Origin of the sequence: Candidatus Kinetoplastibacterium sorsogonicusi (genome assembly GCF_003072465.1) — a bacterium.
GTDB lineage: Bacteria > Pseudomonadota > Gammaproteobacteria > Burkholderiales > Burkholderiaceae_B > Kinetoplastidibacterium > Kinetoplastidibacterium kentomonadis.
The window spans coordinates 547,109-570,767 of the sequence record NZ_CP025628.1 but is presented as its reverse complement, the minus strand read 5'-3'; the positions used below and the strand labels follow the sequence as shown (position 1 = coordinate 570,767).

Sequence of the window (23,659 nt, the reverse complement as noted above, 5' to 3'; positions counted from 1 at the left end):
AAATTTACAATGTGTTATCCAAAAAACCAATAACATACTAATATAGCAGTTGTCATACCTACAATATCAGAAGCTAAAGCCCCAACTAAAGCATGTCGATAATTTTTTATGCCTATAGATCCAAAATATACTGTTAAAAAATAAAAAGTAGTTTCACTACTACCTTGCATAACTGCGGATAATAATGCGGGAAAGCTATCTACTCCAAAATGTGACATAGTTTCTAGCATAGTAGATCTAGCAGCACTTCCAGAAAAAGGTTTCATAATTGCAGTTGGTAATGCATCTACAAATCTAGAATCACAATGAAGTATATTAAATATGTATTTAATTATATACAATATATAATCCAACGCGCCTGAAGATCTTAGCGCTCCAACTGCGCATAGCATAGCTATTAAATATGGCAAAATATTTTTAGATACATCAAATCCATCTTTTGCACCATCAATGAAAGCATCATATACATTAATTTTTTTATATGTTCCATATAGTATAAAACTTATTATTAATATAAATAATGTTAAATTACCTAATAATGAAGATAGTATTGAAATACTAACTGCAGATAAATTTAGTAAAATTGCAATTAATATCCCTATAAATAAAGAAAATAAAATTATAGTTTTTAATATAATTGGATCATATATTTTGATTTTTTGATAAAAAGCAACAGTAAAAAAACCTGCTAAAGTTGAAATGCTAGTAGATATAATAATTGGTAAAAATACTAACGTAGGATTGATAGATCCTTGCTGTGCTCTAAACATAAATATATTTATTGGTATAATTGTTAAAGATGATGCACTTAGTACAAGTAACATTATTTGAGCATTACTAGCTTCTTCTGGATAAGGATTAATATTTTGCAATTCTTTCATAGCTCTCAATCCAATTGGAATAGAAGCATTATCTAGCCCTAAAATATTAGCTGATAAGCTCATAGTAATAGTACCAAATACTGGATGATTTTTTGGTATTTCTGGCATTATTTTTTCAAACAATGGATAAATAAAATTAGAAATTTTGTTTACTAATCCAGAATTTTCTGCAATTTTAAGTAAACCTAACCACAAAGTAATAGTACCAAATAGTATCAGCATAATATCAACAGACATTTTAGTCATACTAAACATATTAAGAACTATTAAGCGAAAAACATCTATATTACCTAATATTAAACTTTGATATATACTAGATAATGCAGATATCAAAAACAAAGAAATCCAAACTTTATTCATTCAATCAACACTTTTAATAATTTATTATGTATATAATTTTTGCTAAAAAATCGAAAAAGCAACAGAGTAACAGATAATTTTTTATACAGCAATATATTATCATATTAAAAGTTACTGTATCATAATATTTTGTAATATTTACAATTATCTAATATAAATTAAATTTTATTAAATACCAATATAGATTAATTATTTATTAATCTAATTTTTATCTATATATCTAGTAATTTTTATCTATATATCTAGTTTTTATGAAATAAAAATATACTTTATGAAAGATATCATTTTTATCTAATAATATTTCAGTTCAGTTTAGATATATTAATATTATTATTAATAATATTATTAATTTCTATCAAAATAGCAATTCTATTATTTTTCAATTCAATTTGCTCAGACATGATTAAAATATCATTAAAAAAAATATTAACTTCATTAGTAATTTCACATATTTTATTCAAATAAGAAAAAAAATCTTGATTTATAATATAATTCCGCAAAATTGGTTTTAAATAGTAAATTTTTTCTACTAATTTTTTTTCTATATTATCATTTAATAAATTAATATCTATTACAAACTCATTATTTTTAAAATTTTTAATAATATTATTAATTCTTTTATTAATAGAAAATAATTTATTAGCTTTTGATAATTTAGCAAATTTTTCTAAATCATTAATACGTTTTGCTATTTGATTAAAAGGAGGCTGGACAGATATAACTGCTTCAATAATATTTTTTGGAAATTTTAATAAAAGTTGATATTTATATCTTTCATAAATAAATTGGATTATTTCTTCTATAACACTATTATCTATATTATTAAAAGCTTTTGCTGAAGTATATAATAATTCTTTTAATTCAAATTCTTTACTTTCTATACTATTTAAATCGTACATATTTTCATATATACTAATAATACCTAAAGCAGCCCTTCTTAAACCAAAAGGATCTTTTTCTCCATTTGGTTTCATATTTATGCTAAATAAACCTAATAACATTTCTATTCTATCTGATATAAAAAGAATAGCTGATATAATATTTTTTTTATTTATTGGATTAAAAAATTTAATATTATATTGCATTTTTAATGCATCAGACACAAGTTGATCATAACCTTTTTGTAAAACATAATAAGATCCCATTATACCTTGCAATTCTGGAAATTCATTGACCATATTAGTAGATAAATCAATTTTAGATAAATTAGCAGCTTGCTCAGATAACTTGATATCTGCATTTAATATTTTAGCAATATGTTTAGCAATAAATACTATTCTATTTGTTCTATCTAATTGAGAACCTAATTTATTATGATAAATTATTTTACTTAAGCGGGATATCATTTCTTTTAATGATATTTTTAAATCTTGTTCATAAAAAAAATGTGCATCTGATAATCTTGGCTTTATAACACGTTCATTGCCAATAATAATGTTATTGTTATCAACATTACTTACTATTAAAAAATTATGAATTAGAGATTTTTCTTTTTTTGAAAATAAAGGGAAATATTTTTGATGTAATCTCATTGTTAAAATTAAACATTCATTTGGTAACTTTAAAAAATTATTATCAAATTTTCCTAAATATATCACAGGATATTCTACTAACGATGTAACTTCATTTAATAGTTTTTCTGTTTCTGGGTTATCAAATAATAAAGTAGCATCAATTAAATTAGCTTTCTCTAATAATTTATATTTGATAATAGACTTTCTTTTTTCAAAAGATGCTATTATTTTACCCTTTATTTCTAAAATTTTTTCATAATCTTTTGCATGTGTAATTTTTATTTTTGAATTATTAGTCATAATTCTATGACCATATGTATAATCTGTAGCATTTAATCCTAATAATTCAGTACAAATGAGATTATCATCTAGCATAACTAATAAATTTCTAACTGGTCTAACAAATTTGATAGTTGTTAAACCATCATCTAATTGATAACTCATTGTTTTAGGTAAATTAATATTATTTAAAGAATCTTTTAATATATTTTTTAAATAATTTTTTAATAATTGACCTTTTACATGATTTATTAAAAATACATATTCTTGCTGTTCATGTTTTTCTACAGATATACAGTCTAAATTAATGTTTGTTATATTGAATTTTTTTTGTAATTTTTTCAATAAAATATTGGATATTTGACCTTCTGGAGTTATTCCAATTTTTTTAGGCATCAATTTTTCTTTATTGATAAAACTTGGACTTTCATCTAAGATATTATGAAATAGACATGCAATTCTACGAGGTGTTGCAAAAATTTGATAACTAGAATTATTAGATAAAAAACCTGATTTATTAAGATTATCGTAAACATTTTTAGCAAATTCTTCACTAAGATTTTCTAAATATGCTGGTAGTTCTTCAGTTAGTAGTTCTATTAATAAATATTTATTTTTGTTATTTATATTCATATTATTTTATTTATTTTTTGCTAAAGGAAATCCTAATTTTTCTCTTGACATTAAATATGATTTTGCAACTATCCGAGATAAATTTCTTATTTTACTAATGTAATTAGCTCTTTCTGTTACACTTATAGCATTTCTAGCATCTAATAAGTTAAACAAATGTGCTGCTTTTAGAGTTGCTTCATATGCAGGTAAAATTAAGTTCAATTCTACTAGTCTTTTGGCTTCTTTTTCATAATCACTAAAATGATTAAATAATATATCTATAGATGCATAATCGAAATTATAATAAGATTGCTCTAATTCATTTTGCTGAGAAATATCACGGTAATAAATGATTTCATTATTTTTTCTAACATTCCAAATAATATCATAAACATTATCCACACCTTGAATATACATTGCTATTCTTTCCAAACCATATGTAATTTCCCCAGTAGTTAAAATACATTCTAAACTTCCAACTTGTTGAAAATAGGTAAATTGAGTTACTTCCATTCCATTAAGCCATACTTCCCAACCTAAACCCCATGCACCTAAAGTGGGGTTTTCCCAATTATCTTCTACAAACCTAATATCATTATTAGTATCAATTCCTATATATTTCAATGATTCTATATATAAATCAATGATATTAACAGGTGCTGGTTTTAATACAACTTGAAATTGATAATACATTTGTAATCTATTAGGATTATTACCATATCTTCCATCTTTTGGTCTTCTAGATGGTTGTACATAAGCTGCATGCCATGGTTCTGGACCTATTGATTTTAAAAAAGTAGCTGTATGTGATGTTCCTGCTCCTACTTCCATATCATATGGCTGTAATATGGAACAACCATTTTGATCCCAGTAATTTTGTAATTTAAATATTAAATTTTGAAAAGTGATCATATATTTTATTTGATTTTATTAATGTTAAAAATGATATAATAATGTTATTTAGTTAATCTCATATTAAAAATATTTATATTTTTTCAATTAACTGATTTTTTGTTTTATTTAAAAATATATGAATATTTCCCATAGGTAATTTAATTAAAGGATTGATATCAAATAAAGGCTTTAAAACAAATAATCTTAAGTGCATTAAAGGGTGAGGTATTATAAGTTTTTTTGTTTTGATTTTTAAATTGTCATAAAGTAATATATCTATATCTATTGTTCTAGGTTCATTTTTAAAATTTCTTACTCTTCCAAGTAAATTCTCAATAAATTGCAATTTTTTTAATAAAATATGAGGAGATAAAGTAGTTTTAATCATTAATACTGTATTTATATAATATGATCCTGTAGAGTTTATAGGTTCTGTTTTATAAAAAGGGGAACTTTTACAGGTTAAAATACCTTGTATATTTTGAATATATATAATAGACAATTTTACTGTAAAAAGACTATCTCCTAAATTTGATCCCAAACTTAAATATACAGTGTGTATTTTATGATAAAGCATTTTTATGACAATTATTTGTTATTAAAAGATTTTTATTATTAAAAATTTCTTGAATCATTTTTTCTTTTTCTAGTTCATTAGAATTGGCTAATAACATCCACCAATTTGCCAATTGCAAATTTTTTTTCATAAATATAGATTGTAATAGAAAAAAATTGCATGCAGCTCGAAATTTATTTTGTTTAATCATTTTAGATATATTTTTTTTATTTATTTTTTCAAATCTTGGCTGCATAAAAAAAATTTCTCTAATTTCAGAGCAAAATTTTTGCTGTAAATTCATTTTCTTATTTTGCTTTTCTAATATTTGTTTAGTTGCTATGACTAATGCAGGAATATATTTTTCTTTTTTTTGAATAATTTGCCATAAATCATATACTAATGGCCATAATATAGATGCTAATAAAAAACTTGGATTGATACTTTTTCCTATTAATACTCTTTTATCTGTATAACTTAAAACTATATTTAAAAATTCTTTATAATTTTTTTTATCTACATATAAAAATATTTGCTGGTATAATCCAAAATTTATTAAAAAATCTAAATTTTTTACTGCTTGTCCACTAGAAAATATTTTTATAATTTCATCTAACAATCTTGAACATGGAATGTTTTTTAATAAAAAACCTAAATTTCGTATAGGTTTCAGAGTATTATCTGAAATTTTTGCATTTAATTTTGATGCAAATCTGAATGCTCTAAGCATTCTAATAGGATCTTCTCTATATCTTTTCTCAGCATCTCCTATAATAACTATATTTTTATTTTTTAAATCTTTAAATCCATTATGAAAATCTATTATATCTTCTTTTATAGGATCGTAGTATAATGCATTTATAGTAAAATCTCTTCTCTCAGCATCTTCTTTTTGTGAACCAAAATTATTATCTCTTATAATACGACCAAATTTATCCAATATTTGTTTAGAAGAAGGTAATGTTCTAAATGTTGAAACTTCTACTAATTCTTGATTCATTATTACATGCACTATTTTAAATCTTTTGCCAATAATTCTAGATTTTCTAAAAATGCACTTTACTTCATCTGGAGTTGCATTAGTAGCTATATCAAAATCCTTCGGCTTTATGTTTACTAAAATATCCCTTATAGCACCACCAACTATATATGCTTCATAGCCACAATCTCTTAATTTTTTACAAATTTTTATAGCATTTTTTGATATTAATGATATATTTATTTTATGATTTTTACTATATATAATTTTTTCTTTTTTATTATTACAAAAATTATAAATTTTATTAAAAAATTTTGTTATTATACTGCTCATTATATATTCTTATCTTCATCAGTAAATAAATCAATTATTTTCCAATTACGTTTTGTTGCTAATTGACGTAATTCTAAACTTGGATTTGTAGCAATAGGATGTGTTACTATTTCTAATAAAGGTAAATCATTTAAGGAATCACTGTAAAAATAGGAACATTTAAAATCACTAATTTTTTGACCAAATTGTTCTAGCCATTTATTTACATTATGAATTTTTCCTTCTTGAAAATTTATAATACCATCTAAATTACCAGTATATTTACCAAATTTATATTCCAGTTTTGTAGCTATTAAATTTTGGATACCAAATGCTCTTGCTATAGGATATGTTACAAATTCATTTGTTGCTGTGACTATTACACATATATCATTATTTTTTAAATGATTTTTTACTAATGAAATTGCATTTTTTTTAATTGCTGGTCTAATAATTTTTAACATAAAAATTTCATGTAATTCAGCTAATTTTACAACATCAATCTTTGCTAATAAACTTAACATAAATTTAGCAGTTTGATCAGCTTTTAATTGATTTTTATTGTATAAATTCATTAATTGATTATTTGTATCTTTTATTTTATTAGCATCTAGTTTAGAAATATCGCTATTATCAGCTAAAAAATTTACCCATTGATAATCACTATCAATAGGGATTAAAGTATTGTCTAAATCAAATAAAACTAAATTATTATATTTCATAATAAATAAATTCCTTGTGATAAAAGCATATTTCTCAATAAAGAAATAGTTATTGGTTTTCTAGTTTCAAGAGAATAACGATCTAAAGCATCTAATACTATGATTTGTTTTCTAATGTCTCTTTCATAATGATTTAACATCCATTGGAGAACATTATCAATATTTTTTAATCCTCTTTCTTCAGCTTGAGTCTTTAATGCTGTATATTTATCAGAGTCTGATAAAGGTTCTAATCTAAAAATAAGATCCCATCCTAATCTTGTTCTAATATCCTCTCTTACATGCATAAACATTGGAGATAAATTACCAGACAATGTAATTGTAAAAGCATTAGTAGTTGTTGCGATTTCACGCCATTTGTTATATAAAGTAAATAATAATGACTGTCTTGTTTTATCAAAAAGATGTACATTATCTATTAATATAAATTTAGAAAAATTTTGATTATTTTCATTTTCTAAAATATTTTTTATAGAATCTATTTTAGAAATATGATTAAAATAAATACCATTTGTTTCATGTTGTATTGCTTTTAATAAATGAGTTCTTCCAGATCCAGAAGGTCCCCATAAATATATTGCTCTACCTGAAGAAATATTCTTTATGGCAGATAAAGCTTCACTGTTTTTTCCAACAATATAATTTTTAAATGTTTGTTTTGGTGTTTTTAAAATATCGAGTAATAATTGGCTACTCATTTGTTTTTCTTAAACAATTATTAATAAAATTTTTTAAATTATTTTTAAATAAGATTTAAAAATAATTTAATCATATTAAAATCAATTAATATATACTTTTTTATAAATTTATGCATAATATTTCATATATATAATATATTTATATATAATATAATAATAACATAATTGATTATTGTACTATTACAACATATCGTATTTATTATGACTTCTATAGATTATTTCATAGCAATATTTAATAATATTATTTCACATACTAATATTAAACAACTATATTTTTGGTGGTGTATTAATGAATAAAACAAAATTAAAATCAATGACATATCGTGATGCTGGTGTAAATATAGAAGTTGGTGACTCTATGGTTGATATTATTAAGCCAATGGCAGCACGTACTCATAGAAATGATGTTTTAGCTGGTATAGGTGGGTTTGGAGCAATGTTTCAAATTCCTAAAAAATTTCATGAACCAGTACTCGTATCTGGAACTGATGGTGTAGGTACTAAATTACGTTTGGCTTTTCAGTTAAATAAACATAATACTATAGGTATAGATTTAGTAGCTATGAGTGTAAATGATATATTAGTACAAGGCGCAGAACCATTATTTTTTTTAGATTATTTTGCTTGTGGTAACTTGGATATTAATATAGCAAAAAATGTTATTGATGGTATTTCTTATGGTTGTCAATTAGCAGGTTGTGCATTAATAGGTGGAGAAACAGCAGAAATGCCTAGTATGTATATTGAAGGTGAATATGATTTAGCCGGGTTTGCTGTAGGTGCTGTTGAAAAAAATTCAATTATTAATGGTAATAGTATTAAAAATGGTGATTTAATTATAGGAATTAGTTCTAGTGGAGCTCATTCAAATGGTTATTCTCTTATTAGAAAAATAATTGATAATGCAAATATAGATATATATGAAGACTTTTATGGTAAACCATTACATGAAGTTATTATGGAACCAACTAGAATTTATGTAAAACCAATATTATCCTTAATAGAAAAATTTTCTAATAAAGTTATCAAGGGTTTAGCTCATATTACTGGAGGAGGTTTATCTGGCAATATACCACGTATTTTAAAAAATCAATTATCTGCTGAAATATATCGTGATTCTTGGAAAATTCCTCCATTATTTACTTTTTTACAACAAAAAGGTAATGTTGAAGATGACGAAATGTTTAATGTATTTAATTGTGGTATTGGTATGATTATTGTAATTGAACCTGATATGCAATCAGAAGTTATTAACTTTTTATCTGAAAATGGAGAAAATGCAATGGTTATAGGTAAAATTATAGAAACAAATAATAACTCAAAAATTAATATATTATAAAAATATATATCAATTTTTTTCTAAAATTTCTGATATTGTTTTTATTAAAACTTTTTCTATATTTTTAGATGCACAATCAATAATAATTTTATTATTAAATTTTTTTATCCATGTCATTTGTCTTTTAGCTAAATTTTTTGTTGCAAAAGCTATTTGACTTTTGGCATCTTGAAAACTAATTTGATTAGATAAATAAGACCATATTTGTCTATAACCTATACATTTCATTGAAGGCAAATTTGAGTGCATAAATTTACAATTGTAAAGTTTTTGCACTTCTTCAACTAATCCATTCTCTATCATATCATTTAATCTTTTTTCAATTCTACTATGTAAAATACTTTTGTCTCTAGGTTCTAAACTAATAGTAATATATTTGTTTTTTAAATTATTATTAATTTTCTTTTCTTCTAATAAGATACTACTCATAGTATTACCAGTAGTTATATATATTTCTAACGCTCTTATAATCCTTTGAGAATCATTAGGATTTAACTTATTAGCAGTTTCTAGGTCATATTTTTGTAATTTTTGATATACAAAATTTAAACCATTTTTTTTGATATCATCTATAATAAGACATTTATTATGATAATCTGATTTAGGTAATTTATTTAGTCCATTTTGAAGTACATTATAATACATCATAGTACCACCAACTATAATTGGTATTTTATTTCTATTTTTAGCATTGTTGATGATAATTTCTACATCATCAGAAAAATTAGCAACAGAATAATATTCAAATGGATTTACTATATCAATAAGATGATGTTTAATTATTCTTCTTTCATTTGTAGATGGTTTAGCTGTTCCTATATCCATACCTTTATAAATAGTTGCTGAATCCATATTAATTACTTCTATAGGCCAAATATTTGCTATATTTTTTATCAGTGAACTTTTACCAGAAGCAGTAGGTCCAATTATACAAATAATTTTATTCATTTTATTTTCCCCTAAAAAATAATTTATCTATATCTTTTAACGAAAAATATAACCAAGTTGGTCTACCATGATTACATTGATTAGCTTTATTAGTTAATTCCATTTGTCTAAGTATATTGTTCATTTCTTCAATATTTAATTTTCTATTAGCTCTTAATGAATTATGACATGCAATATTTGCAAGAATTTTATAAATTTTTTCTTTAAAACTATAACTATTATCTAATTTATATAATTCTGATAATATTTCTATCATTAATTTATTTATATCTTGATTTTGTATAATAGATGGAATACTTAATATTGATAATTTATTATACCCAATGATTCTAATATCAAAACCTATAGAATTAATATATTGAATATGTTCTTCTAATACGAGTAAAAATTTATTTGGAATATTTACTATAATTGGTATTAATAAATTTTGTTGTGTAATTTTTTTATTATCAAAATCTATTTTCATTTTTTCGTATATAATTCTTTCATGTGCAGCATGAATATCTACTAATATAATTCCTGTTTGATTTTGTGATAAAATATAAATGCCATGAATTTGCGCAATAGCAGTTCCTAAATTATATTTGCTAACATTATCTTCTAATAAATTATTTTGTATAGATTTCTCAATATTTATATTTTTTAGATGATGATTTTTATCATTATAAGTCTCTTCTTGAGATAACAACGGTATAAACTGATTGCAATCATTTTTTATGTTTGAATATAATATTTTATTGTTTTTTATATTATTTAATTTATTAAGAAAAGTTTCTATGCATGTTTTAACTATATTATATACATGATTACTATCATAAAAATGTACTTCCTGTTTTGAAGGATGTACGTTTATATCGAGATATTTACTATTAATTTCTATAAAAATAATATAACTTGGTTTATTTTTACTATAAATAACATCTTTATATGCATTTTGTATAGCTTGACTAATAATACGATTTTTTATGAATCTATTGTTAATATAAATATATTGTTTACTAATAATAGAATCTAAAAAAGATGGATTTATGATTTTACCAGATATATTTAAAAATTCTGATTTATGATCTATATTTATGGAGTATTGTATAAATTCACCTCCTAAAATTTCTTTTATACGTTGTTCTTTAATATTTTTTTTATATTTATATAGTAAATTTTTGTTGTGATATAAAGAAAATGAAATATCATTAAATGATAAAACAATTTTTTCAAAAATATCTAAACAATTTCTTAATTCATTATTATCTGATTTAAGAAATTTTCTTCTAGCAGGTATATTATGAAAAATATTTTTTATTTCAATAGTAGTTCCAATAAAACCGTGAGTTGCTTTTAGGATATTATTTTTAACATCAAATTTCCATGAATTTTCATCACTTTGCGTACGAGTTATTATAATAATATCTGCTATAGTATTAATAGAGGCTAAAGCTTCTCCACGAAAACCCATAGATGAAATTGTCTCTAAATCTTCTATTTTATAAATTTTATTTGTAGAGTGTTTTTTTATAGCTAAATATAATTCATTTTTTTCAATTCCATATCCATTATCTTTTACTATAATTCTATTTTTCCCTCCATGTTCGAGATAAATATCAATAGAATCTGCATATGCATCTATAGAATTTTCTATAATTTCTTTTAAAATAGATGATGGTCTATGTATTATTTCTCCTGCAGCAATTTGATTAGATAATGTATCTGACATTTCTATAATTGGTAAGCGTTTTATCATAATATATATTTAATTTTTAATATCAAAATATTTTTTTATACAAATTAAAATAGCTTTTGCAATATTATTTTGATAATCATTTGATTTTAATAACTGTTCTTCTAAAGGATTACTTATAAAAGCTGTTTCTATTAAAACTGAAGGAATATCAGGGATTTTTAAAATGGCAAAATTTGCATGCTCGACATTTTTTTTGTATAAAACATTGAATTTTTTAAATTCGTTTAATAAAAAATTACCTAACTTAATAGAATTATTAATTTGTAATGTAGTAGATAAATCTAGCAATATTTTAGCTATATTTTGATCTTGGGTTGTCAAATTAATACCACCTATTAGATCAGATGAATTTTCTTTATTAGCAATCCATTTTGCCTGTGTGCTAGATGCACCAACATTGGATAATACAAAAACTGATGTACCTCTAGCATTAGATTTAAACCATGAGTTAGTATGTATTGATATTAGTAAATCAGCTTTCATTATTCTAGCTTTTTTTATTCTTACATTTAGAGGAACAAAATAGTCACCTTCTCTAGTAAGATATGCATTCATGTTAGGAGTATTATTTATTAAAATTTTTAATTTTTTAGCTATACTCAATACAATATCTTTTTCATATAGTCCTACTTTTCCAATTGCTCCTGGATCTTCACCACCGTGTCCTGGATCTATTACAATATTAAATTTTTTTCTATGGCTACGAAATTCTATGCTATTAATAATATCATCAATAGGATCTTTAATAATATTATTTTTTTTAGTTATATCTATTAAAGACATTAAAGAATCTTGTTTCGATTTTGTATATAAATCTAATATAAGTCTATAATTATAATTAGATACAGGTTTTAAAATGAATATTTGAGGTTCTATATCTTTTTTTAAATAAAATACTACCCTTACAATATTATGTTCATATTGTGCAATTTTAATTTTAATTATATAAGGATCATCACATTTTATTAAAGATGATATCTTTTGAATAATTTTATTTATTTTTAAATTATGAATATCAACTACTAATCTATTAGGATCTTTTAAAAAAAATTTTTTAACACTAATATTATTGTCTAATTCTATAGTAATACGTTTATATTCATTAGAATGCCATATTCTCACATCAATTGCTGAATTAGCATATGAAAAAGTAGATATTCCATAAAATAATATAAATAACATAAATAAAATAAATTTTACATAATTTATTTTGAATTTACTTATCATTATATTTTTATATGATCTTTTGCAAAAATTTTAGCTACACGATTTTTATTAATATACTCTAATACAATTGATATATTTGGTTTAGGTAAATCATCTAAAAAAATTTCAGGCCATTCAATTAATAAAATAGAATTATTTTTTATGTAATCTTTTAATTCAAATAAAATTGATGTATCTCTGTTATTTAATCGATAAAAATCAATATGATAAAATTTAAAACTTTCTGTAGAATAATATTCTATTATATTAAAACTTGGACTTTTGATTCTTGCTTTAATTCCACAATTTTGTAATATATATCTTATTAATGTAGTTTTTCCAATACCAACCGGTCCATTTAAGTGAATATTAATATTATTTGCATGCCCATTTTTTAAAATAAATTTTGAAATTTTCTGGGCAATGATAATTGTATCTTGCAAGTTATTTATATTAGCTATATTGATCATAATATTTAATTGAAAATCTTAATTTTATGGAAATAAACGATTAATGTCCCATGTGTGAGATTTATTTTTTATATATGAAAATCTATCATGTAATCTTGAAGTACGTCCTTGCCAAAATTCAAAATATATTGGATTTAATATATATCCTCCCCAATGAGCTGGTCTAGGTGGGTGATTTTGATATTTATCTTGAAAGAATTTAGATCTTTCCATAAGTTCTTCTTTGTTAGTATTTTGACTTTGTTTAGAAACCCATGTATTTATTTTTGATTGAATAGGTCTAGTATCAAAATATTTATCTGAATCTTCTGAACTTATTTTTTTAATTGAACCTTCTATTCTAATTTGCCTTTCACTAATTTGCCAAAAAAATAATAAACATCCATTTGGATTGTTTTCTATATCTTTTCCTTTATGAGAATTATAATTTGTATAAAATACAAAACCTTCATCACTAAAATTTTTTAATAATACAATTCTAGAAGACGGAAATCCTTTTATATTTACTGTAGATAAAGACATAGCATTAACATTTATTTCTTTATCTTTTAATGCATCTTTAAACCATTGATCAAATTGTACAAATGGTGAAAGATTTAAATCTTCTTCATCAAGTGATTTTTTATTAAAATCTATATGTTCTTTAAAAATATCATTATCATAAATTTTATTGTTATTCATATAAAAAATCCAAATAAAATATAAAATATTATTTTATAATAAATATTATTAATATTTATATCATTTTCTCATTAAAATTTTTATGTTATCTAAAAATATAATTAATTATGACAGATTATTTTCTGGAACTTATAGACTATATGGTAATAATGCTAAAAATATATTACAAACATTGAACATAGTAGTAGTTGGTATAGGAGGAGTAGGATCTTGGGTAGTAGAATCTTTAGTACGTTCTGGAGTCTTAAATATTACTATTATAGATATGGATCATATTTCAGAATCTAATATTAATAGACAAATACATGCTACTATTCCTAATCTTGGAAAATCTAAAGTATATGCAATGAAAGAAAGAGCTCAACATATTAATCCTAATTGTATAATTAATTGTATAGAAGATTTTTTATTAGAAAATAATATAGATGAAATTTTATCAAAGATAAAATTTCATTTTTTAATTGATTGTACTGATAATATTAAAGCTAAAATAGCAATGATTTTGTATGCAAAAAAACATAATAAATTTATATTGTCCTGTGGTGCTGCTGGAGGAAAAGATAATCCTTTATTAATTAAGTATAGTGATCTATGTTATTCTCAGAATGATGCATTATTATCTAAATTACGTTATGAGCTAAGAAAAAATTTTAATTTTCCTAAACATTTTAAGAAAAATATTATTAGAAAAAAAATGAATATACCTGTAATATGGGTTGATCAAGTAGCAAAAATCAAAGATTGCAATATTATGAAAAAAGATAAAATTATAGGAGGTTTATCTTGTCATGGTTATGGATCTATTATTACAGTAACTGCTTCTATGGGTTTTATAGCTGCAGGTATTATTTTAAATAAAGCATTATTAGATTAATATTTCATTATTTAAAATTCTTGATATATTTTATCAATGCACTTTTAGTATGAGATTTATATTTTTCGTTATATAAAATATTATTTAAATTATCTTGAAACATTAAATTACCACCTTTATCTCCACCACCAGGACCTAAATCTATAATCCAATCTGCATGATATATGAGTTCTAAATTATGTTCTATAACTATTATAGTACTATTTCCATATTTTAAAATATTTTTTAATATATTTATAAGATTTATAACATCATACATTGATAAACCAATAGTAGGCTCATCTAATATATATAAATTATTTATATTTTTATCTTTATTAAAATTAAATTTAGATATTTCATATGCTAATTTTAATCTTTGAGATTCACCGCCTGATAAAGTTTTAGATGATTGCCCTATTTTTAAATATCCTAAACCAAAATCTTTTAAAATATGAAGTTTATTGTAAATTTTTTTATGAAATGTAAAAAAATTTAATGCATCACTTATTTCCATATTTAATATTTCATCTATATTTTTGTTATGAACTTTAATTTCTAAAATTTTTTTACTAAATCTTTTGCCATGACATTCATAACATTCAATACTAGTATTAGGCAAATAAATCATTTCTAATTCAATATATCCATATCCATCACAAACTTTGCAACGACCTTCACCTGTATTAAATGAAAAATGTTTGATATTCCAGCCATTTATTTTAGCTTGATTTGTATTTGAAAATAGTTGTCTTATATCATCCCAAAATTCCATATATGTTGCAGGACAAGATTTAGAATTTTTCCCTATAGAACTTTGATTAATTTTTATTATATTTTTTATATCTTCGTTCATGACCAAATCTTTACAGCCAAAAAAATTTTTTATTTTATTATTATAAATAATTAAATTTTTAACTAAAATATCATTAACTAAAGTTGACTTTCCAGATCCAGAAACTCCAGTCACTACACATAAATTATTAAGTAAAAACTTAATATTTAAGTTTTTTAAATTTCTAAAGTTTATATTGTTTATAATTATTGATGTATCTTTTTGGGAATATTTATATAAATCTTTTTTACAAATAAAATGATGAAATTCCTTATTTAAATATTTTCCGGTAATTGAATTATGAGAATTCTTAATGTTTATAGGATTCCCTTGAAAAATGATATTACCACCATACTGACCTGCATAAGGACCAATATCTATAACATGATCTGCATTTTTTATAATATCTTCATCATGTTCTACAACTATAAGAGTATTACCTTTATGAATTAATTTATATAATGCTTTTAATAATTTTTTTGTATCTATAGAATGTAATCCAATAGTTGGTTCATCAAGTATATAACATATACCTTCTAAATTTAATCCTAGGTAAGAAGCTAATTTTACACGTTGTAATTCACCACCAGATAAAGTATTAATAGATCTATTTAATTTTAAATAATCTAGACCCATATCAATCATAAATTTTAATCTATGTTTTATTTCTTTAAAAATATTGGAATATATTATTTTTTCACGTTTATTTTTTATATTTATTTTACCTAAAAAAATAAATAAATCTTTTATCGTCATATCAGATATTTTGTTTATAGAAACATTCTGAAAAGTTACATTAGATGCTTTTACATTTAATCTACTACCATTACATGATGTACATAAATTTTCTTCATTATTTTCTAAAGATTGATTATTATCAATACCAGTCCCTAAACAATTAGTACACCATCCATATCTCGAGTTAAATGAAAAAAATTGTGAAGTTAATTCAGGAAATAATATATTACAATTCAAGCATATTTTTTTTATAGGTATAGAACATTTATCAAATAAAAGTAAATTTTTATTAACTATTAAATCATTATTATTTTGATCATTTATATTCAAATATATATTAATAATACCATTACTTATAAATATTGCATCTTTTAATATATTAATTATTTTATCTTTATTTTTAATATTTATTAAAATTTTTTCTATTATTATGTCTATAGTATGTTTTTTTGTATTATTAATGAGAGATGTATAACTTGATGCAGAACATATTTTATTATCAATTAATATATAATCAGAAGAATAATTTTTAATTTTTTTATATATATTATCATATATAACGTGACTATCAGCTACTAAATTAGCTGTAATAATTACAATTTTATTTTTATATTTTTTTAATAAAAAAGCTATAATTTGTTCTAAATTATAACTAAAAACTGGTTTATTACATTGATTACAAATTTGTAAACCTAATTTTGAATATAATAGTTTAAAAAAATAATAAATATCAGTCAAAGTGCTAATTGTAGATTTACAATTACCTATATTATGATGCTGTTTTAGTGCAATAGTTGGAGGTATACCTAATACATCTTGTACTTTGCTTTTTTCCAAAGGTTTTATAACAGAAAATTTATTTAAACTTATTGTATTTAAATATTTTTTCTTACCTTCATTGAAAATGATATCAAAAGCTAAGGAAGATTTTCCTGATCCTGAAACACCTGTAATAACATTTAAGCATCCTAATGGTATTTTAACATTAATATTTTTTAAATTATTTGCATAAGCATTAATAATATTAATCTTATTAATTGATTTTTTATGTATATTATTTATATATTTTTGATTTAAAATCGATGATTTATCAATGTAGTCAATATATTTTTTTAATTCTAATCCTGTTAATGATACATTATTATTAATAATATCATCTAATTTACCAGTAGCTACAACTTCGCCTCCATTTAATCCACTACCAGGTCCCAACTCTATAATCCAATCAGAAATCTTAATAAAATCTAAGTTATGTTCTACTACTATAATAGTATTTTGAAATTTTAATAAATCATAAAATATTGATAATATATTATTAATATCTTCAAAATGTAAGCCTTTTGTAGGTTCATCAAAAATAAACAAACTATCTTTTTGATTTTCATTAATATTAGATATATATGTAATTAACTTTAATCTTTGTAATTCACCATCAGATAATGTAGTTAAAGATTGTCCTAATAATATATATCCTAGCCCTATATCCTGAATTTTTCTCAATTTTTTTAAAATATTAATATCTGTAAAAAATTCAACTGCTTCAGATATAGACATATTTAATACTTCAGATATATTAGCTTTTTTATTAATTTTCAAGTTTTCTAATTTTATATTTAGGATGTCAGATTGAAAACGAGTACCATTACATTCTGGGCATATACAATGTATATCTGATATAAACTTTATATCTATATTTTCATAACCAATACCATTACAAAATAAACATCTTTCATTTCCAGTATTAAAACTAAACGATCCTTGAGTATATCCTTTTGCTATAGACGTTGATAATTGAGCAAATAATTTTCTAATTAAATCATAAACTTTGATATAAGTTGCAATAATCGATTTTTTTGTATTAATTACTTTAGATTGATCTACTAAAATTACTTTTTTGATATTTTCAATTCCTGAAGTACATATAAAATTGTTAGATTTTTCTAAAATTTTGCTTATAACATTGTTGATCAATGTAGATTTACCAGATCCAGATATACCAGTAATACATGTGAGTTTACCAATAGGAAGTTCAATTTTAATATTTTTTAAATTGTTTACACAAATATTTTGAACAATAATTTTTGGTAATTGATCTATTTGAAAATTATAAATATTACGTACTATTAATTTTTCTTTTTTAATATATTGTGCTGTTAATGTATTAGAATTTATAAAATTTTTAATATCACCATTAAATACAATATTACCACCATCTTTGCCAGGACCAGGACCTATTTCTATAATTGTATCAGCTGATAAAATAATTTTCGGATTATTATCAATAACAATAACTGTATTATTATTACTACGTAATTTATGGAAATTTTTAATTAATTTATCTATGTCACTATTATGTAAACCAGTAGAAGGTTCATCTATTATAAATATTGTATTAGTTAGATTATTGCCTAATGATTTTATAATTATAATTTTTTGTAATTCACCACTAGATAAAGTATTGACTGTTCTATTTAAATTTAAGTACCCCAATCCAAAATCTAAAATTAACTGTAATCTAGATAAAAGATCTAAATATACATTATGTGTTTCATTTTCTTTATCATGCAAGTATAAATAATGTATATACTTATATAATGTAAATATTTCTAAAGACATAATATCATTTATATTTAATCCATTTGGATTATTTAAAATTTTATTACTATCTAATATTTGTTCATTTAAATTTTCTGATAATTTTATATTTTTACTACCAATTCTCCATAATAAAAATTCATTTTTTATCCTAGTTCCTTTACATTGAGTACATAATATTCTTTTTTTATATTTTGATAGCAAAACTTTAATTTGAATTTTATATGATTTAGTTTCTAACCAATGAAAAAATGGTATTATTCCATACCAATAATTTTCCCAAGATTCAACAAAATTATGTTGAGTATCATGGTGTTTTTCTCCATATAAGATTAAAGTTTTTTGTGAATCATAAAGATCTTTCCATGGTATATTTAATGGAATATTAAATTTTTTTAAAAATTTTAATAAATCATTTTTATATTTTTCGTGTGATTTAATTTGTAAAAGCTTAATTGCACCTTCTTTTATGGTTAAATTTTGATTAGGTATTATTAAGTCTAAACTTGGTTCTATAGTATGCCCAAAACCTTTACAATATTCACAAGCACCTACTGGAGAATGAAAGGAAAAACAATTTTGATTTACTTCATTGTAATGTATATTACAGTTAGAACAATAAAGACTATTGCTATAATTCAATTCAATATTTATAACATCATTATTCGTAAAAAAAATTAAAATTTTCCCCTTTCCTTGATCTAAAGATTTATTTATATTTTCTAACAAAAAATGATCTTTTTCTATTTGTATAGGTAATTTAGATTTATATTGTATGACATATATTATATCTTTAATATCATAATTTGTTATATTTTCTAAAATATCTGATATTTGAAATACATGAAATTCTTTAGAAGTTTTTTTATAAAAAATTCTACTATATCCTATTTTTAATAAAACAGATAAAATGTCTTCTATATAAAAATTTTCAGGAATAATGATTGGGAATGTAATAAATACAATATGATTTTTTAATTCATAATATTTTGATTGTAAATCTGATATTATTAAATTGGTATCGTATTTTTTTATCAATTTTTTGCATTTTTTACAAAATAACTTGCTTTTATGCAAAAATAATAATCTTACATACATATTAATGTCTGTAATTGACCCAATAGTATGATAAAAATTTTTAATTTGGTTTTTATTAGAAATTGCTATTGAAGGTTGTAAACCATTAATTTTAGTTACATTAGGCCTATTAATTTTATCTAAAAATTGTTTAATATATGTTGAAAAAGTTTCTATATATAATCTATTACTTTCTGCATGAATTGTTTCTAATGCAAAAGAACTTTTACCTGAACCTGATACACCAGTAATAACTATTAATTGATTTTTTTTTATACTAATATCAATATTTTTAAGATTATTTTGTTTGGCTCCATATACTTCAATGCTATTTTGCATAAATGACCTATACAAAAATTATAATAAAATTAATATAATAATATTATTATTTTTATACTGTACAATAAAATAAATTATAATATTATAAGTAAGATTATACTATACATTTAAAATTATGAGGATTAATATAATGGCAGAAATAAAACGTGTTAGAAAAAATACATTAGAAAGACGTTGTCTTGGTAAAACATTTAAAAGGTTATTTTCTACTTCTGGAAAAACTATTTTTAAAATGCTAGAAAAAATAAAGAAAAATTAATAGTTACAAATGGCTCAATATATATATACAATGAACCGCGTTAGCAAAATCATTGCAGGCGGTAAAACTATACTAAAAGATATATCTTTATCATTTTTACCTGGAGCTAAGATAGGCGTTTTGGGTTTAAATGGAGCAGGAAAATCAACTCTATTAAAAATCATTGCAGGTATAGATCAAGAAATAGATGGTAATATAAATGTTATGCAAGGAATAAAAATTGGTTATTTACCACAAGATCCTATTATTGATTCTAATATTACAGTAAAAGATTTTATAGAAAGTAGTGTAGATAATTTATTTAAAGCAAGACAAGAATTAAATAATATATATGAATTATATGCTGATCCAAATGCTGATTTTGATTTTCTTTCTTCTGAACAAGCAAGGTTAGAAGCAATTTTATCTGCGTCTGCTTCTAGTGGAATTGATGATTTAGATAATCGTATACAGATAGCAGCAGACGCGCTTAGACTTCCTGATTTTTCAAAAATAATAGGTTATCTTTCAGGAGGTGAAAAAAGGAGAGTAGCTTTATGTGGTGTATTGCTATCTAAACCAGATTTATTACTATTAGATGAGCCAACTAATCATTTAGATGCAGAAAGCGTTGATTGGTTAGAAAAATTTTTATACAAATTTAATGGTACTGTAATTGCGGTTACACATGATCGATACTTTTTAGATAATGTGGCTGAATGGATTTTGGAATTGGATAGAGGGATCGGTATTCCATGGAAAGGAAATTATAGTTCTTGGTTAGAGCAAAAAAATTTACGTATATCACAGGAAGAAAATTCAGAAAATTCTCGTAAAAAAACGATATTAAAAGAATTAGAATGGATTAAACAAAATCCTAAAGCTAGACAAGTTAAATCTAAAGCTCGCTTAAATAAATTTGAAGAACTTGTTTCATTTGAATATCAAAAAAGAAATGAAACTCAAGATATATTTATTCCAGTAGGTGAACGCTTAGGTAATGAAGTATTAGAATTAAAAAATATTAATATGTCATATAACAATAATATTTTAATAAAAAATTTAAATTTTAAATTACCTGCAGGTTCAATTGTTGGAATTATAGGAGCTAATGGTACTGGTAAAACTACTCTATTTGATATTATAACAGGTAAAATACAACCTAATTCAGGTGAAGTTATTTTAGGTAAAACAGTAAAAATATCATTTGCTAATCAGTTACGCGATTTTATAGATTCAGAAAAAACTGTATTTGAAGTTCTTTCAAAAGGATCTGATATTATAAAAATTGGAAAATTTGAATTATCTTCTAGAGCTTATTTAAGCAAATTTAATTTTAAAGGTAGTGATCAAAATAAAAAAATCAAATTTTTGTCAGGTGGAGAGAGAGGTAGATTACATTTAGCACTATCTTTAGTTACTGGTGGTAATTTTTTACTATTAGATGAACCATCTAATGATTTAGATGTTGAAACTTTAAGATCTTTGGAAGATGCACTATTAGAATTTGCTGGCAATATTATGGTAATTAGTCATGATAGATGGTTTTTAGATAGGATATCAACTCATATATTAGCATTTGAAGGAAATTCAAATATAACATTCTTTGATGGTAATTATAGTGAATATGAAAAATATAAGAATCAATTATCATTACAAAAAAAGACCTTTAAATATAAAGGTCTGAAATAATTATTTAATTTGATTCATTTCTATTTTTACTTCTAAAATATCTAGAGATCCATCTCTTTCTAAGTTAACTTTTATATCTTCGGGATTTACCTTTATATATTTAGAAATTACCTCAATTAATTCTTTTTGTAATTGAGGTAAATAATCAATAGATCCTTCAGATCTTTCTTGAGCTAAGATTATTTTTAATCTATCTTTTGCTAATAATGCAGACTTTTTTGGCGTACCTAAAAAAAATGATAAAAAAGACATTTTATTTCCTTCTAAATAATCGTTTTAATATGCCTGGTTTTTCATAATTTATAAATTTCATATCTATATCATTTCCTAGATATCTAGATACTAAATCTTTATATGCTATTGATACATCAGTATTATCCATATGAATAACAGGAATACCTTGATTTGAAGCACTTAGGATATTTTCAGACTCTGGTATAATTCCAATTAAATTTATTCTTAAAATATCTTCTATATCTGAAATAGATAACATTTCTCCGTTTATAGCTCTTTTAGCATTATAACGTGTTACTAACAAAAATTCTTTTATCGGTTCTTCATTATTAATAGCTCGCTTTGATTTAGAAGACAATATACCTAATATTCTATCAGAATCTCTTACAGAAGAAATTTCTGGATTTGTAACAATAATTGCATCATCAGCAAAATATGCAGCCATTAAAGCACCTGTTTCTATACCTGCAGGTGAATCACATACTATATATTCAAAACCCATATTTTTTAAATCATTTATAATTTTTCCTACACCATCTTTAGTTAAAGCATCTTTATCTCTAGTTTGTGAAGCAGGTAAAATATATAAATTTTGTACTAATTTATCTTTAATTAATGCTTGATTTAGTGTAGCATCATTATTAATAACATTTACAAAATCATATACTACTCTTCTTTCACATCCCATAATGAGATCTAAATTACGTAAACCAACATCAAAATCAATAACTACTGTTTTATATCCATGCATAGCTAAACCTGCAGAAAAACTTGCACTACTAGTAGTTTTTCCTACTCCACCTTTTCCTGATGTTATGACAATTACACGTGCCATTATAAATTGACCTTTAAAATTTTTTATTACA

The 23,659-nt window shown here is 22.6% G+C and carries 19 protein-coding genes; 4 read left to right on the top strand and 15 right to left on the bottom strand.

From position 1 onward, the window contains the following. Positions 1-14: 14 nt before the first annotated feature. The 7 genes from CKSOR_RS02720 to CKSOR_RS02690 form a co-directional block, all read right to left on the bottom strand. On the bottom strand, positions 15-1,241 hold the full coding sequence (locus tag CKSOR_RS02720; protein ID WP_108674053.1) for a nucleoside recognition domain-containing protein: 1,227 nt from the start codon (positions 1,239-1,241) through the stop codon (positions 15-17). A gap of 302 nt (positions 1,242-1,543) precedes the next feature. Then, positions 1,544-3,667 (bottom strand): glycine--tRNA ligase subunit beta, encoded by a 2,124-nt coding sequence (gene glyS, locus CKSOR_RS02715; protein WP_108674052.1) that lies wholly within the window; start codon positions 3,665-3,667, stop codon positions 1,544-1,546. A gap of 6 nt (positions 3,668-3,673) precedes the next feature. Beyond that, complete coding sequence (gene glyQ, locus CKSOR_RS02710; protein WP_108674051.1) at positions 3,674-4,561, bottom strand: glycine--tRNA ligase subunit alpha; 888 nt, start codon at positions 4,559-4,561, stop codon at positions 3,674-3,676. 73 nt (positions 4,562-4,634) lie between these two features. After that, a complete protein-coding gene (folK, locus tag CKSOR_RS02705; RefSeq protein ID WP_108674050.1) occupies positions 4,635-5,120 on the bottom strand; it encodes a 2-amino-4-hydroxy-6-hydroxymethyldihydropteridine diphosphokinase in 486 nt (161 codons plus the stop codon). Further along, positions 5,107-6,411 carry a polynucleotide adenylyltransferase PcnB gene (pcnB, locus tag CKSOR_RS02700; RefSeq protein ID WP_108674049.1) on the bottom strand — a complete coding sequence of 435 codons (1,305 nt, stop codon included), beginning with the start codon at positions 6,409-6,411 and terminating at the stop codon, positions 5,107-5,109. The genes folK and pcnB overlap by 14 nt, the downstream gene beginning before the upstream one ends. Continuing rightward, positions 6,411-7,112 (bottom strand): HAD family hydrolase, encoded by a 702-nt coding sequence (locus CKSOR_RS02695; RefSeq protein ID WP_108674048.1) that lies wholly within the window; start codon positions 7,110-7,112, stop codon positions 6,411-6,413. The genes pcnB and CKSOR_RS02695 overlap by 1 nt, the downstream gene beginning before the upstream one ends. Beyond that, positions 7,109-7,810: an HdaA/DnaA family protein gene (locus CKSOR_RS02690; RefSeq protein ID WP_108674047.1), complete on the bottom strand. Its 702-nt coding sequence runs from the start codon at positions 7,808-7,810 to the stop codon at positions 7,109-7,111. The genes CKSOR_RS02695 and CKSOR_RS02690 overlap by 4 nt, the downstream gene beginning before the upstream one ends. Before the next feature lie 289 nt (positions 7,811-8,099). On the opposite strand from CKSOR_RS02690, the gene purM reads away from it, so the two are divergent. Further along, positions 8,100-9,149 (top strand): phosphoribosylformylglycinamidine cyclo-ligase, encoded by a 1,050-nt coding sequence (gene purM / locus CKSOR_RS02685; protein ID WP_108674046.1) that lies wholly within the window; start codon positions 8,100-8,102, stop codon positions 9,147-9,149. Between the two features lie 9 nt (positions 9,150-9,158). On the opposite strand, the gene miaA is transcribed toward purM, so the two are convergent. From miaA to pdxH, 5 genes are read right to left on the bottom strand one after another with little or no spacing between them, the layout of a single operon-like run. Then, positions 9,159-10,097: a tRNA (adenosine(37)-N6)-dimethylallyltransferase MiaA gene (gene miaA / locus CKSOR_RS02680; protein ID WP_108674045.1), complete on the bottom strand. Its 939-nt coding sequence runs from the start codon at positions 10,095-10,097 to the stop codon at positions 9,159-9,161. Between the two features lies 1 nt (position 10,098). Next, a complete protein-coding gene (gene mutL / locus CKSOR_RS02675) occupies positions 10,099-11,835 on the bottom strand; it encodes a DNA mismatch repair endonuclease MutL (protein ID WP_108674044.1) in 1,737 nt (578 codons plus the stop codon). A 9-nt stretch (positions 11,836-11,844) separates the two neighbouring features. Further along, complete coding sequence (locus CKSOR_RS02670; protein WP_150130250.1) at positions 11,845-13,017, bottom strand: N-acetylmuramoyl-L-alanine amidase; 1,173 nt, start codon at positions 13,015-13,017, stop codon at positions 11,845-11,847. Positions 13,018-13,061: 44 nt separating this feature from the next. Further along, a complete protein-coding gene (gene tsaE / locus CKSOR_RS02665; RefSeq protein WP_108674043.1) occupies positions 13,062-13,511 on the bottom strand; it encodes a tRNA (adenosine(37)-N6)-threonylcarbamoyltransferase complex ATPase subunit type 1 TsaE in 450 nt (149 codons plus the stop codon). Between the two features lie 24 nt (positions 13,512-13,535). After that, positions 13,536-14,192, bottom strand: coding sequence for a pyridoxamine 5'-phosphate oxidase (gene pdxH, locus CKSOR_RS02660; protein ID WP_108674042.1), 657 nt, complete (start codon positions 14,190-14,192; stop codon positions 13,536-13,538). Between the two features lie 82 nt (positions 14,193-14,274). Here pdxH and CKSOR_RS02655 point away from each other — a divergent pair, with 82 nt between their 5' ends. Next, complete coding sequence (locus tag CKSOR_RS02655; RefSeq protein ID WP_108674041.1) at positions 14,275-15,066, top strand: tRNA threonylcarbamoyladenosine dehydratase; 792 nt, start codon at positions 14,275-14,277, stop codon at positions 15,064-15,066. Positions 15,067-15,073: 7 nt separating this feature from the next. On the opposite strand, the gene uvrA is transcribed toward CKSOR_RS02655, so the two are convergent. Next, complete coding sequence (gene uvrA, locus CKSOR_RS02650; protein WP_108674040.1) at positions 15,074-20,629, bottom strand: excinuclease ABC subunit UvrA; 5,556 nt, start codon at positions 20,627-20,629, stop codon at positions 15,074-15,076. A gap of 130 nt (positions 20,630-20,759) precedes the next feature. Between uvrA and CKSOR_RS03635 the strand changes: the two genes are divergently transcribed. Beyond that, a complete protein-coding gene (locus CKSOR_RS03635; protein WP_267895956.1) occupies positions 20,760-20,888 on the top strand; it encodes a hypothetical protein in 129 nt (42 codons plus the stop codon). A gap of 9 nt (positions 20,889-20,897) precedes the next feature. After that, positions 20,898-22,559: an energy-dependent translational throttle protein EttA gene (gene ettA, locus CKSOR_RS02645; RefSeq protein ID WP_108674039.1), complete on the top strand. Its 1,662-nt coding sequence runs from the start codon at positions 20,898-20,900 to the stop codon at positions 22,557-22,559. On the opposite strand, the gene minE is transcribed toward ettA, so the two are convergent. Together minE and minD are read right to left on the bottom strand one after the other, a co-directional pair. Continuing rightward, on the bottom strand, positions 22,560-22,811 hold the full coding sequence (gene minE / locus CKSOR_RS02640; protein WP_108674038.1) for a cell division topological specificity factor MinE: 252 nt from the start codon (positions 22,809-22,811) through the stop codon (positions 22,560-22,562). It abuts the gene before it with no gap. A gap of 1 nt (position 22,812) precedes the next feature. Beyond that, complete coding sequence (minD, locus tag CKSOR_RS02635; protein WP_108674037.1) at positions 22,813-23,628, bottom strand: septum site-determining protein MinD; 816 nt, start codon at positions 23,626-23,628, stop codon at positions 22,813-22,815. Positions 23,629-23,659 lie beyond the last annotated feature (31 nt).

Bases quoted from the DNA above. Each gene is read 5' to 3' on its own strand.
- CKSOR_RS02720 (WP_108674053.1), bottom strand. From the start codon at position 1,241: ATGAATAAAGTTTGGATTTCTTTGTTTTTGATATCTGCATTATCTAGT.
- glyS (WP_108674052.1), bottom strand. From the start codon at position 3,667: ATGAATATAAATAACAAAAATAAATATTTATTAATAGAACTACTAACT.
- glyQ (WP_108674051.1), bottom strand. From the start codon at position 4,561: ATGATCACTTTTCAAAATTTAATATTTAAATTACAAAATTACTGGGAT.
- folK (WP_108674050.1), bottom strand. From the start codon at position 5,120: ATGCTTTATCATAAAATACACACTGTATATTTAAGTTTGGGATCAAAT.
- pcnB (WP_108674049.1), bottom strand. From the start codon at position 6,411: ATGAGCAGTATAATAACAAAATTTTTTAATAAAATTTATAATTTTTGT.
- CKSOR_RS02695 (WP_108674048.1), bottom strand. From the start codon at position 7,112: ATGAAATATAATAATTTAGTTTTATTTGATTTAGACAATACTTTAATC.
- CKSOR_RS02690 (WP_108674047.1), bottom strand. From the start codon at position 7,810: ATGAGTAGCCAATTATTACTCGATATTTTAAAAACACCAAAACAAACA.
- purM (WP_108674046.1), top strand. From the start codon at position 8,100: ATGAATAAAACAAAATTAAAATCAATGACATATCGTGATGCTGGTGTA.
- miaA (WP_108674045.1), bottom strand. From the start codon at position 10,097: ATGAATAAAATTATTTGTATAATTGGACCTACTGCTTCTGGTAAAAGT.
- mutL (WP_108674044.1), bottom strand. From the start codon at position 11,835: ATGATAAAACGCTTACCAATTATAGAAATGTCAGATACATTATCTAAT.
- CKSOR_RS02670 (WP_150130250.1), bottom strand. From the start codon at position 13,017: ATGTTATTTATATTATTTTATGGAATATCTACTTTTTCATATGCTAAT.
- tsaE (WP_108674043.1), bottom strand. From the start codon at position 13,511: ATGATCAATATAGCTAATATAAATAACTTGCAAGATACAATTATCATT.
- pdxH (WP_108674042.1), bottom strand. From the start codon at position 14,192: ATGAATAACAATAAAATTTATGATAATGATATTTTTAAAGAACATATA.
- CKSOR_RS02655 (WP_108674041.1), top strand. From the start codon at position 14,275: ATGTTATCTAAAAATATAATTAATTATGACAGATTATTTTCTGGAACT.
- uvrA (WP_108674040.1), bottom strand. From the start codon at position 20,629: ATGCAAAATAGCATTGAAGTATATGGAGCCAAACAAAATAATCTTAAA.
- CKSOR_RS03635 (WP_267895956.1), top strand. From the start codon at position 20,760: ATGGCAGAAATAAAACGTGTTAGAAAAAATACATTAGAAAGACGTTGT.
- ettA (WP_108674039.1), top strand. From the start codon at position 20,898: ATGGCTCAATATATATATACAATGAACCGCGTTAGCAAAATCATTGCA.
- minE (WP_108674038.1), bottom strand. From the start codon at position 22,811: ATGTCTTTTTTATCATTTTTTTTAGGTACGCCAAAAAAGTCTGCATTA.
- minD (WP_108674037.1), bottom strand. From the start codon at position 23,628: ATGGCACGTGTAATTGTCATAACATCAGGAAAAGGTGGAGTAGGAAAA.